Annotated in this window: 17 protein-coding genes; 16 read left to right on the forward strand and 1 reads right to left on the reverse strand. The window is 64.9% G+C overall.

The window, feature by feature from the left end:
- Positions 1 to 327 precede the first annotated feature (327 nt).
- Entirely contained in the window at positions 328 to 1,179 is an 852-nt protein-coding gene (locus RMO18_RS02625; protein ID WP_309663769.1) for a helix-turn-helix domain-containing protein, read from the reverse strand.
- Positions 1,180 to 1,265: 86 nt separating this feature from the next.
- Between RMO18_RS02625 and pobA the strand changes: the two genes are divergently transcribed.
- From pobA to RMO18_RS02705, 16 genes are all read left to right on the forward strand, one after another.
- Positions 1,266 to 2,435 (forward strand): 4-hydroxybenzoate 3-monooxygenase, encoded by a 1,170-nt coding sequence (pobA, locus tag RMO18_RS02630; RefSeq protein WP_309663770.1) that lies wholly within the window; start codon positions 1,266 to 1,268, stop codon positions 2,433 to 2,435.
- Between the two features lie 66 nt (positions 2,436 to 2,501).
- Complete coding sequence (locus RMO18_RS02635) at positions 2,502 to 3,215, forward strand: IS5 family transposase (RefSeq protein WP_309663785.1); 714 nt, start codon at positions 2,502 to 2,504, stop codon at positions 3,213 to 3,215.
- Between the two features lie 454 nt (positions 3,216 to 3,669).
- Positions 3,670 to 5,250, forward strand: a complete 1,581-nt coding sequence (locus tag RMO18_RS02640; RefSeq protein ID WP_309663771.1) for a phage tail sheath subtilisin-like domain-containing protein — start codon at positions 3,670 to 3,672, stop codon at positions 5,248 to 5,250.
- 26 nt (positions 5,251 to 5,276) lie between these two features.
- Positions 5,277 to 5,789, forward strand: a complete 513-nt coding sequence (locus RMO18_RS02645) for a phage tail protein (RefSeq protein ID WP_309663772.1) — start codon at positions 5,277 to 5,279, stop codon at positions 5,787 to 5,789.
- A 2-nt stretch (positions 5,790 to 5,791) separates the two neighbouring features.
- Positions 5,792 to 6,595: a hypothetical protein gene (locus tag RMO18_RS02650; RefSeq protein ID WP_309663773.1), complete on the forward strand. Its 804-nt coding sequence runs from the start codon at positions 5,792 to 5,794 to the stop codon at positions 6,593 to 6,595.
- The gene (locus RMO18_RS02655) at positions 6,592 to 7,518 is read left to right on the forward strand and encodes a hypothetical protein (protein WP_309663774.1); all 927 of its coding nucleotides are present in this window, start codon (positions 6,592 to 6,594) and stop codon (positions 7,516 to 7,518) included. The genes RMO18_RS02650 and RMO18_RS02655 overlap by 4 nt, the downstream gene beginning before the upstream one ends.
- A 3-nt stretch (positions 7,519 to 7,521) precedes the next feature.
- The gene (locus RMO18_RS02660; protein WP_309663775.1) at positions 7,522 to 8,523 is read left to right on the forward strand and encodes a Pvc16 family protein; all 1,002 of its coding nucleotides are present in this window, start codon (positions 7,522 to 7,524) and stop codon (positions 8,521 to 8,523) included.
- 1 nt (position 8,524) lies between these two features.
- On the forward strand, positions 8,525 to 9,901 hold the full coding sequence (locus RMO18_RS02665) for an ATP-binding protein (RefSeq protein WP_309663776.1): 1,377 nt from the start codon (positions 8,525 to 8,527) through the stop codon (positions 9,899 to 9,901).
- Positions 9,898 to 10,119 carry a hypothetical protein gene (locus RMO18_RS02670; RefSeq protein WP_309663777.1) on the forward strand — a complete coding sequence of 74 codons (222 nt, stop codon included), beginning with the start codon at positions 9,898 to 9,900 and terminating at the stop codon, positions 10,117 to 10,119. The genes RMO18_RS02665 and RMO18_RS02670 overlap by 4 nt, the downstream gene beginning before the upstream one ends.
- Complete coding sequence (locus tag RMO18_RS02675; protein ID WP_309663778.1) at positions 10,109 to 10,741, forward strand: hypothetical protein; 633 nt, start codon at positions 10,109 to 10,111, stop codon at positions 10,739 to 10,741. The genes RMO18_RS02670 and RMO18_RS02675 overlap by 11 nt, the downstream gene beginning before the upstream one ends.
- Positions 10,742 to 10,746: 5 nt before the next feature.
- Positions 10,747 to 11,082: a hypothetical protein gene (locus RMO18_RS02680; protein WP_309663779.1), complete on the forward strand. Its 336-nt coding sequence runs from the start codon at positions 10,747 to 10,749 to the stop codon at positions 11,080 to 11,082.
- The gene (locus tag RMO18_RS02685; protein WP_309663780.1) at positions 11,079 to 12,248 is read left to right on the forward strand and encodes a hypothetical protein; all 1,170 of its coding nucleotides are present in this window, start codon (positions 11,079 to 11,081) and stop codon (positions 12,246 to 12,248) included. The genes RMO18_RS02680 and RMO18_RS02685 overlap by 4 nt, the downstream gene beginning before the upstream one ends.
- A gap of 8 nt (positions 12,249 to 12,256) precedes the next feature.
- The gene (locus RMO18_RS02690) at positions 12,257 to 13,084 is read left to right on the forward strand and encodes a phage baseplate assembly protein V (protein WP_309663781.1); all 828 of its coding nucleotides are present in this window, start codon (positions 12,257 to 12,259) and stop codon (positions 13,082 to 13,084) included.
- Positions 13,081 to 13,482, forward strand: a complete 402-nt coding sequence (locus RMO18_RS02695) for a GPW/gp25 family protein (protein ID WP_309663782.1) — start codon at positions 13,081 to 13,083, stop codon at positions 13,480 to 13,482. Before RMO18_RS02690 ends, RMO18_RS02695 begins: the two co-directional genes overlap by 4 nt.
- A 62-nt stretch (positions 13,483 to 13,544) precedes the next feature.
- On the forward strand, positions 13,545 to 14,750 hold the full coding sequence (locus RMO18_RS02700; RefSeq protein WP_309663783.1) for a hypothetical protein: 1,206 nt from the start codon (positions 13,545 to 13,547) through the stop codon (positions 14,748 to 14,750).
- Positions 14,747 to 15,277, forward strand: a 531-nt coding sequence (locus tag RMO18_RS02705) for a hypothetical protein (protein WP_309663784.1), incomplete at its 3' end; no start/stop codon positions are given. The genes RMO18_RS02700 and RMO18_RS02705, both read left to right, overlap by 4 nt.

Here is a 15,277-nt window from a genome sequence, read left to right on the forward strand (position 1 = left end):
CGGGCCGCCTAGGCCCAGAAATCAACCCAAGGACTCTCCCCAACCCCGGAGGGAATACGGGGCTCAGGTCACAGGGTTGATGCCCAGCTGCCGGCTCAACTGCGCGAGCATTCGGGGCCACCCTCGAACCGGTGGCGGGCCGGCCCCTGATCCTGCGATCGCTGTATTGCTGCTCTGACAGCCTGCGTGGTCGTGACGCTCCCGTGATCAACCTGTCCCACAACGATTCCTTCCATTCCGGCGAAAGGATCGCGCCATCAAACCGTGGGATCAAACACCTGGATGACAGGATGTGCAGCGCCTGCAGTTTGGCGGATTGCGGGCCTCTCATATCTCCAGACTTCGCCTGTATGCGCCGGGTGATTTTCCGGTCCCGCGCTGAAAGACTCGTCCGAAATAGGCGGGATCTTCGAAGCCCAGGGCAAAGCCCACCTCTTGCACTTGCATCCTCGTATAGGCCAGCAGCCGGCAGGCTTCGCGAAGTCGCGTGGCTTCGACAAACGGCTGGGGTCCAAGGCCCGTGGCTGTCTGGCACAAGCGCCGCAAGTGGCGTTCCGACAAGGCAAGTTCGCGGGCGTAATCGGCAACTGACCAATTGTCAGCCAGATGTTCGCGGATCAACCGTCCGAATTCGCCGATCCTTGGGTCGATCTGGCCTGCGCCCGGCGTTTGGCTACCCGCCACAGCAAAGATAGCGCAACCAATGGTCAAGGCTTCGGCACGCAGCCGCAACCGACGCAGAGTTCCTTGCGTCTTGTGAAGGGCGGCGATGCGGCTGAACCCATCGGCAAGGATTTCCGAACTGGGCGCGAAAAATGTGCTTTCGAGGATCGGCGCAGTCTCGGAATCGCCGCCAAAGAGCTCAGGGAAATCACTGACGGGCAGCGTCAACACATAACCCTCGGTGCCTGCCGAAAAGGTGAATCCGTGAACCACCCCGGCAGGCACGTTGACGAGACAGGGCGGCTCCAGCAAATGGATTTCGCCGTCAAGTGTCAGGCGGGCTTGTCCGCCTAGGATCAGGAAATTCTGATGCAGATGCAGGTGCCGATGCGGTTCGATCTGCCATTGAAGGCCTGCAGCGCGGTCAATGATCCGCTCGATATGCAGCAAATCCGGAAAAGGGCTCTTCTCGCCATAAAGCTGCCAGGACTGAATCGGGGATGGGGCGTTCATCATGGCCGGAAAGTGCCAGACTATTGCCGCTCTGTCCATTCGCAAGTCTGGCTTTCCGGGGCAGGATTGACGCAAAATGAGGGAAAGCGATGCGAACTCAGGTCGCGATCATCGGAGGTGGGCCTTCGGGACTGCTGCTTTCACAACTGCTGAACCGGGCCGGAATTGCCACGGTCGTGCTGGAACGCCAAAGCCGCGACTACGTGCTGTCGCGCATTCGCGCAGGGGTGCTGGAAGAAGGCTTGGCGGGGCTGCTGCGCGAAGCGGGTGCCGGGGCACGTATGGATCGCGACGGGATTGTTCACCACGGCTGCTATCTTGCAAGCAATGGGAAAAAATTCCGCGTCGACTTTCGGGCCGCTAGCGGGAAAAGCGTGATGGTCTATGGCCAGACCGAACTGACCAAGGATCTTTATGCAGCGCAGGATGCCATTGGTGCCACCGTGCTGCACGGGGCCGAGGATGTGGCCTTGCATGACCTTACAACCGACGCGCCTTGCGTTACATGGAAAGATCAGAATGGCCAGCATCGGCTGGAGTGTGATTTCATCGCCGGCTGCGATGGTTTTCACGGGGTCAGCCGTCAGGCAATTCCGACGCAGATCAGGCAAAATTTTGAGAAGGTTTATCCATTCGGCTGGCTTGGGGTTCTGTCACGCACCCCGCCCGTTTCTGATGAGCTGATCTATGCCGCGCATGACCGGGGTTTTGCGCTGGCCTCGATGCGCAATCTGATGCTGTCACGATCTTACATCCAGGTGCCGCTGACCGACCGGGTCGAGGACTGGTCGGATGATGCTTTCTGGCAGGAATTCCGTGCGCGGATGCCCGAAGATGTGGCGACGAAGCTGGTCACTGGCCCGTCGGTGGAAAAGTCGATCGCCCCGCTCCGGTCATTCGTGTCGGAACCGATGCGGTGGGGGCAGTTGTTCCTGTGCGGCGATGCGGCGCATATCGTGCCGCCAACAGGGGCCAAGGGCCTGAACCTTGCGGCATCCGATGTGCACTATCTGTTCGAAGGGCTGTCAGACCACTACCTGCGCCGCGATGACCGGGGGCTAGAGCGCTATTCCGAACGCGCCCTGCAGCGGATCTGGAAAGCGATGCGGTTTTCCTGGTGGATGACGATGCTGCTGCACCGCTTTCCCGAACATGACCGCTATGATCGGCGGATGCAGAATGCCGAGCTTACCTTATTGCAAAGCTCGGACGCTGCGCAGAGGGTCATGGCCGAAAATTACACAGGCCTGCCGTATTAGATTAGTGCCTTCAACGATTGCAGGTCGACGAGTGTTTGGTCGGCCGTTGGCGTCATCCCCGCGACGATAGGCTACGACAACGAGGCGATGCGGCGCTTTGCCGGGATCGAGCGTGGCGACAACCGCATCCCCGACGAGACGACCATCCTCGACTTCCGCCATCTTTTGGAGCGTCACGGGCTGACCAAGGGGATCTTTGCCGATGTGAAAACGCATCTGGCGGACAAGGGCATCACGCTGCTGTCGGGAACCTTGGTCGATGCAACGATCATCGACGCGCCGTCCTCGACCAAGAACAAGGCGGGGGCACGCGACCCGGAGAAGTCATCCACCAAGAAGGGCAATGACTGGTTCTTCGGCATGAAGGCGCATGTCAGCGTCGATGCGGACAGCCGCGTGACTCACAGCCTGGACACGTCAACGGCCAAGCTGCACGACAGCCAGGTCTGGGACGACCTGCTGCACGGCGAGGAAACCTCGGTCTGGGCCGACAAGGGCTATGTCAGCGCCGAGCGTGATGCCGCGTTCACCGAAGAGGGCAAGGTCTGGGGTATCATGCGTAAAGCCCCCAAAGGTGGCCAGTTGCACCCGGTCCATGCGCAGATCAATCGCGTCATGGCGATGATGCGCGCGAAGATCGAGCACCCCTTCCGCGTCCTCAAGCGCCAGTTCGCTTACGTGAAGACGCATTACCGGGGGCTGGCCAAGAACCGCGCCCAGTTCTTCACCGTCTTCGCGTTCGGCAACCTGTTTCTGGTCAGGCCAAGGCTGATCGCATGAGGACGAGTCTGTTCGAAAACGCTCTAAAGGCCGCAAATGGTCCCATAAGTCCCGAAATCGCAGCCCCTTGCCCAAAAGGGGCATCGCCGCGACGCTCAGGCGGCCATCTCGGCGATGCCGAAGCCGTTGATCAGACGTTCCTTAACTTGACTTGATGACGCGAATCGCGCACGATCACACAATCGGGAGTGGAAAGACTTTTTCGGTTCTTTGCTCTGGAATTGCCATTATACTTATTCTGCCGTCACCAATTCTCTCATCAGTCGGTCCGCCCCTGTTGGGGGAGTTATGGGCATATGACGCAAGCGATGTGCGCCCCGTGCGGCCACACTGGAAAAATGCCTGATATGTCCCACAAAAGGGGCTGAACTTTCCGTTTCGGAAGGCTTGGTATCTCTGTCCCGGCCTGTCCCCGCCATCCGCCCTGCGGCCCGCAAAAAGGATATGACCGATCATGTATCAGCATCCCGGCGTCTACATCGAACATGCCGTCTCGAACGCCCTGTCCATCGAGGCTGCCTCCACCTCGGTCACCGCCTTCACCGGCCACGCCAAGCGGGGAACCCGCGTCACGGCAGCGGCAGGTGCGCCGGTCTTCATCACCTCGGTCGGCCAGTATGCCGCCCTGTTCGGTCCGCTCGGCAACAGTCCCGGCGGCATCAGGGACGAAGGTCAGACACCGGACGCGATGGGCCATGCGATCAACCTCTACTTTGCAAACGGCGGGACCAAAGCCTATATTGTGCCGGTCGCGAGCACCGACGGTGCGACAGCGACAAGAGTGTTCGACCTGCTGATCGGCGCCGACCGCCGCCGCCTGACCTTAACCGCTTCGTCCGGCGGCACCTGGGCGAACAAGCTGATGGTGCGGGTCAAGGCGGATCAGCTGGCCGATGAATTCATGATCACCCTCGGCACACGCAAGGAAGACACCGGCATCCCCGCCAATGCCGTCGACTGGAAGTTCGACACCGTGATCGAGGAATTCCGCGGCCTATCGATGGCCTCGGGCCGCAGCAACTTCATTCAAACCAGGATCAATGACGGATCGGCTCTGGTCAATGCCACCTGGATCAACCTTGCGGCGGGAGATCCGGCCACCGCCCCGCCGCAGACCGCTCTGCTCGCCGGTGGCGTGGAGCAGGCCGCCCCGAACGCGACCGATTTCAGCGCCGCCTTTGACCGGGTGAAAAACTACCGCGACATCTCGATCATGCTGCTGCCCGGCAAGGCCTATGCGGCAGGCGATAAGGCGATCTACGACAGCGCCATTACCCATGCCGAATTCATGCAGAACCGGCTGGTCGTGGTTGATCCCGGCTCGACCGAGCTGAAGAACCCGACCGCAGTTCAGACCGCAGGCTTCCCCACTTCGACCTACGCCGTCCTCTATTACCCGCAGGTCAGTGTCGGCAATCCCTACTACAATGCAGACCTGAACCCGACCGTTCCCCGCAGCTTCCCCCTGGGCCCCGCCGCCGCCGCCGCCGGCATGTGGGCGCGCATCGACGGTACGCGCGGCGTCTGGAAAACCCCGGCGGGACTGGAGGCGACGGTGCGCGGCACGCTGGGCCCTACCGTCCTGATCGGGAACGAGGCGCAGGACAATCTAAACGAATGGGGCGTAAACTGCTTGCGCGCGATCATCGGCCCGACGGTGATCTGGGGGGGCCGGACGCTGGCCACCAAAGCGCGACCCCAGTTCCGCTATGTCGCTGTCAGGCGCACGCAGAGCATCATCGGCGAAAGTCTGTATCGCGCGTTGCAAGCTGTTGTTTTTGAACCGAATGATCACAAACTCTGGGGGGCACTGCGCGCCAGCGTGGGCGATTTCATGGACGGCCTGCACCGGTCCGGTGCGTTTCAGGGCGAAAAGGCCAGCGACGCCTGGTATGTCCGCTGCGGCTTGGGCTCCACCATGACTCAGGGTGATATCGACGGAGGCATCGTCCGTGTCGTCGTCGGCTTCGCCCCCCTGAAACCCGCCGAATTCGTCGTTGTCGAAATTCAGCAGAAGGTCGGTCAGGCCGCCTGATCCACCCGGCAATAAGGAGATTTCCGATGCCCGCCCCGATGTTTCCCGCCAACGCCCATCGCTTCGACCCCTACCGCACCTTCAAGTTCCAGGTGGTGATCGCCGGAAAATCCGTCGCCGGTCTGTCCAAGATGGGGGCCCTCAAGAAAACCACCGAGGTGGTGAACTGGCGCTCCGCCGGTGACCCCAGCTATCAGCGCGCCATGCCGGGCGGCACGAAGTTCGAGAATGTGGCGCTGGAACAGGGCCTCAGTCAGGACACGGTGTTCGAGGAATGGGCGAATGCCGTGAACAATGTGGCCGAAGGCGACGCCGGCATGAGCCTTGTGAAGTACCGCCGCGATGTGGTGATCAACGTTCTGAATCTGCAGGGCGTGCCGACGCTCAGCTACAAGCTGAAACGCGCCTGGGTGGCCGAATTTCAAGCCCTGCCTGAATTCGACGCGAACAACATGAACACGGTCGGCATCCAGTCGATCACCATCGCCTATGAAGGCTTCACCCGTGATCTGGCGGTGGCCGAACCGGCAGAGACCTGACGATGGCAAACCGCCCGCCCGCCACCCTGCCGCTGATCTGGCCGGACCCTGAACCTCGTGCGATGACGGGGGTGGTGGAACTGGGTCTGGCGGATGCGCTGGCCGGGGCGGGCACGCGCCCCGAACGGGCAGGTGCAGTAATCAGCGCGATGTTCGGCAGTCTCGCGGGGCAACCGGTGACCGGCGATCTGCTGCGCAGCCTGTCCACCGGGACGCGTGCCTGGCTGCTTGCCAAAGCTGCGGCAGTGACCGGCCGCGAAACCGGCTGGTTTCAGGCCGAATGCCAGTCCTGCGGCGCGCCGTTCGACATCGCTCTGCGGCTGGCTGACATCCCGCGCGGCGATCCGGGTGACGGATTCCCGGTGGTGACGGTGCCAACCAGCCTCGGCCCGCGTGCCTTTGAGGTGCCGAACGGCTGGCATGAAGAAACCCTGGCCCGTAACCCCGGTCCCGACCCACGCCGCCGCCTTGTGGCCCTGCTGAATCTTGCGGATACCGCCGACCGGGACGCCCAGAACTTCAGCGACGTCGACCTCGTCGCCATTGAGACTGCGCTTGACGAAAACGCCCCCGACATCGGCGACCGGATCACCGCCACCTGCCCCGCTTGCAGTGCTGAAACATCCGCGGTGATCGACCCCCTCGCCTTTGCCCTGCCGCGCAGCGAAACCATCCTGCGCGAAACCCACCTGATCGCCCGCGCCTACGGTTGGCGCGAGGCGGCGATCCTGTCGCTGCCCTCGCAGCGCCGTCAAGCCTATGCCCGCCTGATCGCAGCCGAGGCCCGGACCGGAGGGGTGCGATGAGCCTCTTTGGCAGGGTCCTGTCACGGGCCGGGGCCACTGGCTTTGGCTCTGCCCCCGCGCGCCCGAAAGGCACGGCCATGCTGTCCCGTGCGCCCGACCCCGAACCGGACCCAGAAAAAGAAGCCCCGGCCCCGGCTCAGCCCCTGCGCATCGCTGCTGAACTTGAGCGGGACCCCGAAGCTCGGCCCTTGCGCCGTGCCGCGAAACCGGAGGCGACAGAGGATCCCGCCCAACCCCTGCGCCGCGCTGCAGTCCCCCCACTGGCACCGGACGAGGAAACCGAACCCGCAGCCCCCCTGCGCCGCGCCATAACAGATGCCCCGCACGAGGAAGACAAAGGCACGGCCCGCCCCCTCCGCCGTGCCGAGCAGGACGAGGCTGCCCCTGAAGAACCCGACGATAAAGCGCGCCCTCTGCGCCGCGCGGCCGCGCCACCCTCGAACGACGAGGAAGACATACCAGCCACCCCCCTGCGCCGCTGGCCCGTCTTGCACGCCGCCGCAGCCCCGCCAGAAGAACCCGGAGACCCCGCCCGCCGCGCCCCCGCCGCCGATGCCCTTGATGCCGAGAACAGCCCCAAACCTGACGAGATGTCCGCAGAAACCGAACCCGAACCCGCCCTCACGCTGAGGCGTGACACCGTCCCCGCCACCACGGTTCCTTCCGCTGCGTTTCAATCCCCCCGCCCGAACGTCCCTGCCGACCAGGCCCCCCCGTGGGGCCCCGCCCCCTGGACTGATACCGCGGACGCCCTTCCCCCCGCCCCCGCCTTCCGTCCCGCCACCCCGACCACTGACCGTCCCCGCGTCATCATCGAACAGATTGATGTGACCATCCATGACGCACCCGCCGCCGCCCGCCCCTACCAGACGGACCTCGCCTCCCTGAGCCGCGCGCTGCGCAGCCGCTATCTCGGGGGATGATCCATGGCGCTTCCCGTCTCGTCTCTTTCCGTCGCGCTTCAGGGATTTGCCGATTTCCTCGACAGCCAGTTCGGGCAAGAGGTGATTGTCTCCCTCGACTCCCCCCAAAAGGCCGCCGAACTGGCCAAGGGCAATGACGAGGCGGTTCTGAACGTCTTTGTTTACCGCCTCGCCCCCTCAGGCTTTCACGCCGAGGCCGGGTTTCAGGATCCGCTCTTCATCCGGGCCAACGTGCTTCTTACCTGCTTCCCCCCTGGTCAGGGAAACCCCAGCTCCGACACCGACCTGCGTGTTCTGGGCCATGCGATGGCCGTCCTGCACAGCCTGCCCACGATTCCCGTCGTTTTGCCCGGTGCCGCACCTCTGGGGGCCCCGCCGGATGATTTCCGCCGCCGAAACCCGGTCATCTACCAGATTCAGGCCGTGCTTCAGGCCCCGACCATGGAAGAAATGAACCATATCTGGACCACACAAGGGGGCGAGCTCGCCTACCGGCTGTCTTGCGCCTATGAACTGTCGCTGATCCCGGTCGAGCCCCTGTCGCAGCCCCCGATCACTGGCCGCGTCCTGTCCGGCACGCTGGATATCGGGCCCTCGTCTGTGCCAGTTCTGGATGGAACCGGCCTCAGCATCCCAGGCCCCGATGTGATAACCGCGCCGCTGTTTGTGCAGCTTTTCACGACGGCCAGCGGCCTGACGGACACCCGCACTGTCGCTCCGAACGCAGCCACCGTGGAGGTTGCCCTTGCCGGGCAGGTCGGCGGGTGGGCCGCCCTCTCCGTCAGTTGGATACGTGCCGACGGCACCACCGCCGCACAGCCCCCGCAGGTCTTCCCCATCGCGTCCGGCCTGGTCAGTACCCCCTCCGCAAAGGTGAGGGTCACCCTGACTGCTGCCACCAATGGCGACCGCGCCACCATCAGTGCTGTCCCCGCAGCGCCCAACGGCACACCCCTACCCGGTCGGGAAGCCGCCAACCCCCTGACCCTGACCGTGGGGGCGTGACATGACCACGCAATCTCATATCCCCGAAGTCGACCTCGCCTTTCTTAACGCGGAGTTCGACCGGGTCGCCGCCATGGTGACCTTGGCCGAGGCGATGCGAACCGGCGACACGCTGGCCGAGGATTTCGCCGAGTCCTTCCGCGCCCAGACCGCGGTTGTCGAACAGGCCCGCAGTGCCGGGGTCTGGGCGGGCCTGCTGCACATGGCCCCGCGCGAGGCGCTGGATCCGCTGACCCGCCATGATTTGGACCTGATGGCCCTCGCGCTTGCCCCCGTCGCCCGCCCGTCGCTGGGGCCCCGGTTCCAGTCCCTGCAACCTCAGCTGGGCCAGCCATGGCCCGGTCTGGCGCTGATCGAAGACCTTCTCATACTGAACGGCGGCGCGCAGATTGCCTTGATGGTCGACCGCCTGCGCCCCACGGCCCCGCTTGTCGCCTTGGGTTTCCTGCGCGTCGAAGGGGCCACCCCGAACCAGACCATCCGGCCCGCACCCCGCCTGATTCAGGTCATGCTCGGCCGCGATGCCGAACTCAGCCCGCCCCCCGGGGCCTCCCTCTCGGACCGCCGCGGCAATTGGGACGACCTGATCTTGCCCCCCGACACCCTCGCACAGTTGGGTGACTTTACCGCCTGGGTCTCCGCCGCAGCCACCTTGTCGGGCACCTGGGGTGCACCACCATTGCACGGCCCGCTCGCGCTTTTCTCAGGTCCCTCCGGCACCGGCAAGACCTTTGCAGCGGGCGTCATCGCCAAGGCCCTATCCGATCGCACCGGCACCCCCTGGGCGCTCTACACGCTCGACCTGGGCCGCATCATGTCGAAATACGTGGGCGAAACCGAGGCCAATCTCAATGCCCTCCTGTCCGCCCTCGAAGGCCGCCGCGCCATCCTTCAGGTCGACGAAGCCGATGGTCTGCTGGGCAAGCGCGGCGAGGTCACCGATGCCCGTGACCGCTATGCCAATCTCGAGGTCAGCCACATGCTCTCCCGGCTCGAGGATCACGCAGGCCCCGTCATCCTTACCACCAACCTGCGCGCCAATGTCGATACCGCCTTCCTGCGCCGGTTCCAGCTGATGGTCGATTTCCCCGCCCCCGATGCCGACGCCCGCGCGCTGCTGTGGCAGCGTCTGCTGCCCCCCCGCGCGCCCCTTGCCAAGGATGTCGACACCACCAAACTCGCTGAGGCCGTCCGCCTGTCCGGCGGGTCCATCCGCAACGCCGCTACCTATGCCGCCGTTCTGGCCGCCGAAGGGTCGGGCGTGATCGGCTTGTCCCAGATCGCCCGCGCCGTCTGGGCCGAGTTGAACAAGGACAGCCGTCAGATCAGAACCGCCGAATTGGGCTTTCTCGCCGCATATCTAGAGGCAAAGTCATGATTATCCGCCGCCTCCGCCTGACCCTGCCTCCCGGCATGAAAGCCACCGCTGCCCTTGACGCCCGTCTGCTGGGCGAGGCGCTTGCCCACGCACTTTCCCGATGTGGCGATCCGCCCGCCCGGATCAGCCTGTCCCTGCCCGGTGCGGGCCACACCGCACCCGTGCTGGCCCAACGTCTGACCACCCTATTGCCGAAGGGGGGGCTGCATGGCCATTGAAACCAAAGGGGTCATCTTCGAATACGGCCTGTCGATCCCGCCCCTCGCCCTCGTCTTCAACTTCAACCCGCAAGAAATCTCGCGCAGCCGCACCGTCACCGTCAAAACCGGCAATGCCCCCGGTGCACGCGGTGGCTATGATTTCCTGTCCCCCCTCGACACCGCCCGAGTGTCGCAGGGTGTCGAAATGCAGGCCGAAAGCTTTACCATCACCATCCTGCTGGATGCCACCGACAGCCTCAACGAAGGCGACGCCACCGCAAAAGCCTTCGGTGTGCAGCCGCAGATCGACACGCTGCGGTCGATGGCTGAACCAAAGACCCAAGGGCCAGGTGGGGTCAAGGTTCTGTCGGCCCTGTCGCTTGGCGGTGCCCGCGCATTTGAACGGCAAGAGGTGGCGTCCGTCCTTGTCTTTGCCTGGGGCATGCAGTTGCTGCCGGTGTTCCTGACCTCGGTCACCCAGAAAGAAACCCTGCACCTGCCAAACCTGATGCCCTACCGCGCCGAAATGGGCCTGACGATGCAGGTCATTGAAAGCGCCAACCCGTTTTATCTGGCCGACAAGGTCCGCCAGACAATGGGCACCGCGCTGAACCTCACCTCCAGCTTTCAGACGGGATAGATCAGATGGCGCTCTTCAAAGGCAGCTACTACGAAACCACCCGTGCGTTCGACGCGCCCAAGGACGCAAGGCCCCCGTTCCGTGGCTTGCGCCCCCGCACGCTGACCGACCCCGAACCGATCCTCAAACACACGGTCGCCGTCGGTGATCGGCTCGACGCGCTGGCCCAGCATTATTACGCCAACCCCCGCGACTGGCGCCGCCTCGCCGACTGCAACGCGCAGGAACTCTTTACCGAAGACCTCGTCTATGCCCCGCAGGCCCCCGACCCTGATCAGGTGCAGGCCCCGGCTCTGGGCGAAGTGATCCTGGTGCCCCGGCGCAGGGAGGGTGGGATATGAGCCTCCTCTCCGCCTTGCTCAGCCCCGGCTTCCGGCAGGCAGCCTCTGTCCTGATCACCACAGGCCCCGCCGCCACTGACATCGGCCCCCTTGCCGTCATGGCCTCCAACATCGAACTGCGCGTGTCGCGGACCGAGGCGGCACAGGGCACGATCACCTTCGACGACCGGCGCGGCAGCGACGGGCGCTGGATGGTCGCTGATTCGGGGATTTTCACCCGGTGGCAGCAGGTCGTCATCAGCGCCGATTTCCAGACCCATACCGAGGAAATCTTCCGCGGCTACATCACCGGCCTGAAACCCGCCCTGCCCCAGAACGGCGGCGAGGCCAAGCTGGTGATCGAGTTGCAGGACGATGGCGTGGCGCTGTCCCGCGAACATATGCGCCGCGTCTGGGGCGAGGATGCTGCCATGGCCGACGGCGACATCTTGACTGAACTGATCGCGCCCCTCGGCTTGGCCGTGGCCAGCGGATCAGGCATCGGCCAGTCGTCGCGCGCGCTGACCCAGGACGGTTTGCCGATTGTTTTCCTGCGCGAGCGGGCCAAGGCAAATGGGTATGAGATCATCTTCGCAAAAGGCGAGGTCTGGTTTGGCTCGATGCGGCTCGATGCCGCACCGCAGGCCACGATTATGGTCTATGCTGGCAGCGCCACCAACTGCCTGTCCTTCAGCGTAGCCGATGACGCGCAGAAACCCGATGCCGTAGCCTTTGATCTGGCCCCCCGCAGCGAGGGTGCCACCCCCATCACCGAAACCGTCACTCCCGACCTTGCCCTCCTTGGCACCAGCCCCGTCGCCGATGAAGGCGCGGGGCTCGGCACGCCTTCGGTCGCCAAACTGACCCGCGAAGGCGACGAGACTGAAGAGGAAACCCGCGCCCGTGCGCAGGCCATGGTGAACGAGGCCAGCTTTCGCATCCGTTGCACCGGCGAGCTGGACGGCACACTGTACGGCCATGTCATGCTGCCCGGCCTGCCCGTCCGCGTCGATGGCGCAGGCGACCGCAACGGCGGCCTCTACTATATCGACAAGGTCACCCATGTCTTCACCCCCGACGGCTACCGCCAGCAGTTCGAGGGCATCCGCAACGCCACCGGCGACAGCGACACTGCGGGGGCCGCCCCCCTGCCCGAGGCGCTGTCCGCGATCACCAGTCTGTTCTGAGGTTCCCCATGGACACCCTCCTCAACGCTCTCGACCGGACCACGCGCCAGACCCAAGGCCGCTATTTCGGCAAATACCGCGCCTTTGTCTCCGACAATCTTGATCCCGAAAACTTGGGCCGCCTGAAACTCATCATCCCGTCCATCCTCGGCGATGCCGACAGCGTCTGGGCCCTGCCTTGCGTCCCTTATGGCGGCGGCGCGGATTTCGGCTTTCTCGCCATCCCGCCCCTGGGTGCCCAGGTCATCGCCGAATTCATGGAAGGCGATCCCTCCTCGCCACTCTGGACCGGAACGTTCTGGCGGCAGGCCTCCGAACTTCCCGCCGAACAGGCCGGGAACCCCGACGTCAAGGTTCTGAAAACCGAATCCGGCCATGTCCTGACCTTTGATGATACCGACGGCACCGAGGTCATCACCTTGATGTCGGCGCAAGAGGCCAGCCTCGTGATGAACGAGGAAGGCTCGATCCTGCTCACCGACAAGGCCGGCTCCACCGTCACGCTCGACGCCAATGCCAGTGAGATCAAGATCGAGGATGCCAACGGCAATTCGATTGTCCTATCCTCCTCCGGCATCACCTGCACGGATGCAAACGGGAACGAGATCACTACCGCTGGCTCCGGCGTCACGATCAGATCCTCGGCCGTGATCAGCATCGAAGGCAGCTCCGTCGCCATCGCCGGATCGGGCGGCGAACCCCTGATCAAGGGCACCACGTTCCTGTCGCTGTTCAATAGTCACATGCACACCGCGACACCCGGCGGAGGCCCGACCAGCCCGCCCGTCGTCCCGCTCACCCCCTCGGCCCTCACCACGAAATCGACAGCGCAATGACCAACCTCCGCCCCTCCACGCAACTGCCACGGGTCCGCTACATGGCCTTTCCCTTCCGCATGGAACCGGATGGCGCGGCCATCGCCACCCGGTTCGACCACATCCGCCAGCAGGTCGAACAGGTGCTGTTCACCTCGCCCGGTGAACGCGTCTTCCGCCCTGAATTCGGCTTCGGCGCACGCCGGCATGTGTTTGAGCCGAACGCGCCAAGCCTGTGGGAATACTCCCAGAACCGCCTTTTTGGTGCCTTGTCCGAGGCGCTGACGGGCGAAGTTGATCCGAAAACGATCCGGGTCGAGGTCGGCACCCCCCCGGGTCAGCCCGAGGTTCTTCTCGTGCGCATCACCTATACCATTGCTGCCCTTCAGAGGGAGGAAAGCCATGATTTCCGGGTATAGGCCCAGCCCCGCGACACCGCCCGCCAAGGCGGCAAAGCAGTCTTGGCGCGCGAGGTCCCACCATGGCTGATCTCGCCCCCGCCAGCCTGCGCTTTGATGGCTCCTGCCCCGATTGCGGCGAACGCGTCGCTGTCCTGCCCTTTACCCTGCCCGGGGTCGAGGATGACTTTGACTGGGCCACGCGCGACTATGACAGCTATCGCCTTTTCATGGCCCAGGAACTCGCCTCCCGCTTCCCCGAACGCCGCCGGTGGACACCCGCCGACCCCGAAGTGCTGATCACCGAACTTCTCGCCGCCGCCCTTGACCGCGCCAGCCATGCGCTCGACCGCGTGCAGGCCGAACGCTTCCTCGACTCCGCCCGCCGCCCCGCTTCGGTCCGCCGCCTGCTGACTCTGATCGGCTGGAAGCCCGACGCGGGCCTTGTTGCCCGCCTGCGCAGTGGCGAAACCGCGAAAGGCGGCACCCACCCGGATGGAACGCTGCTGGAGGAATACTGGCGCCGCACGCCCGCCGCCATGGACGCCGCCCGCCGCGACGGCCCCCGCCGCATCACCGAACAGCGCCGCATGGTCACCCTTGCCGATCACGGTGCCACGCTGGCCGCTCACCCCCTTGTCGCCCTCGCCCGCGCCAAGCTGATCCGCCCGACGCCCTGGACCACCATTCTAATCGCCGTTCTGCTGGAAGACGATCTCGGCCTCGACGCCCCCCTGCATGACGGCAGCGCCGTGCCCGTCCCCACCGGACTGCGCCGCGCCCTGTGGGACGAGGTCACCGACTGTCATTCCACCCTCGGCCTGCCGCTGCCGCCCGTCGATGCCCGCCTGACCGGCCGGTCGATCCTGCGCAGTCTGGTTGAAAGCTACCGCATGATCGGATCCGAGGTGTTTCTGGAACAGGCCCGCGCCGCCTCGATCACCGTCACCCTGTCGGTGCGGGCGCGGCCCGGCTATTTCCGGTCCGAACTGCGGCAGGCCCTGGCCCAGGTCTTCACCGCCGATCAGGGCGGCTTCTTCGAACCGGGGCGCCTGGGGTTCGGCGAACCGCTCTACGCTTCCGACATCATCGAAACCGCGATGACCGTCGAAGGCGTCGCCGTCGCCTGCCTGAACCTGTTCCGCCGGGTCGGCATCGGCTTCCCGGATCAGACGGCGGAAGGCATCATCACGGTCGATGCCGATGAATACATCCGCTGCATGACCGACCGCTCGCGCCCCGAACGCGGCTCGATCCGCATCGTGATCAATGAGGGAGAGGCCGGATGACCGTCCCCAATCCTGACCGCCCCGCCATGCGCCGCGATCTGACCCGCTGGAACCGCACGGGCCTCTCGCGGTTCCAGTATGTCGATGGCGATGCCGCCGTCTGGCTTGAGGAACTGCGCCTCGCCCTCCTCGGCCTCTATCTACGCGGCGAACCCGTGGCCGAACGCCTGCCCGAAGCCTGGCGCGACGTCTTCCTCAACCCGGTGGAGGACTGGCCCGATGCCGCACGGCAGGCCGCCCTTGCCGCCCGCGTCAGCTGGTCCCGCCTGATGCCCGCGCGCCCCCCCAATGTCGAAACGCGCGGCCAGCGCGGCCAGCGCCTCATCGCCCAATACGCCGCCCCGCCCGCAGGCGACCACGCCTGGGAAATCGCCCGCGCCTTCGCCCGCGCGGCGCATGTCCATCTGGGACATCTGGAGGCGTTCGCAGGCGAAGGCTATCTGCGCACCGCGACCCAGTGGGACAATCTGCGCCGCCTCGCCGCCATGGTGAACTATCAACCCGGCCCCCCCGCCAGCGCCAGCACC

The sequence above is a fragment of the Tabrizicola sp. genome, from assembly GCF_031377265.1.
Taxonomy (GTDB): Bacteria; Pseudomonadota; Alphaproteobacteria; order Rhodobacterales; family Rhodobacteraceae; genus JAUYQR01.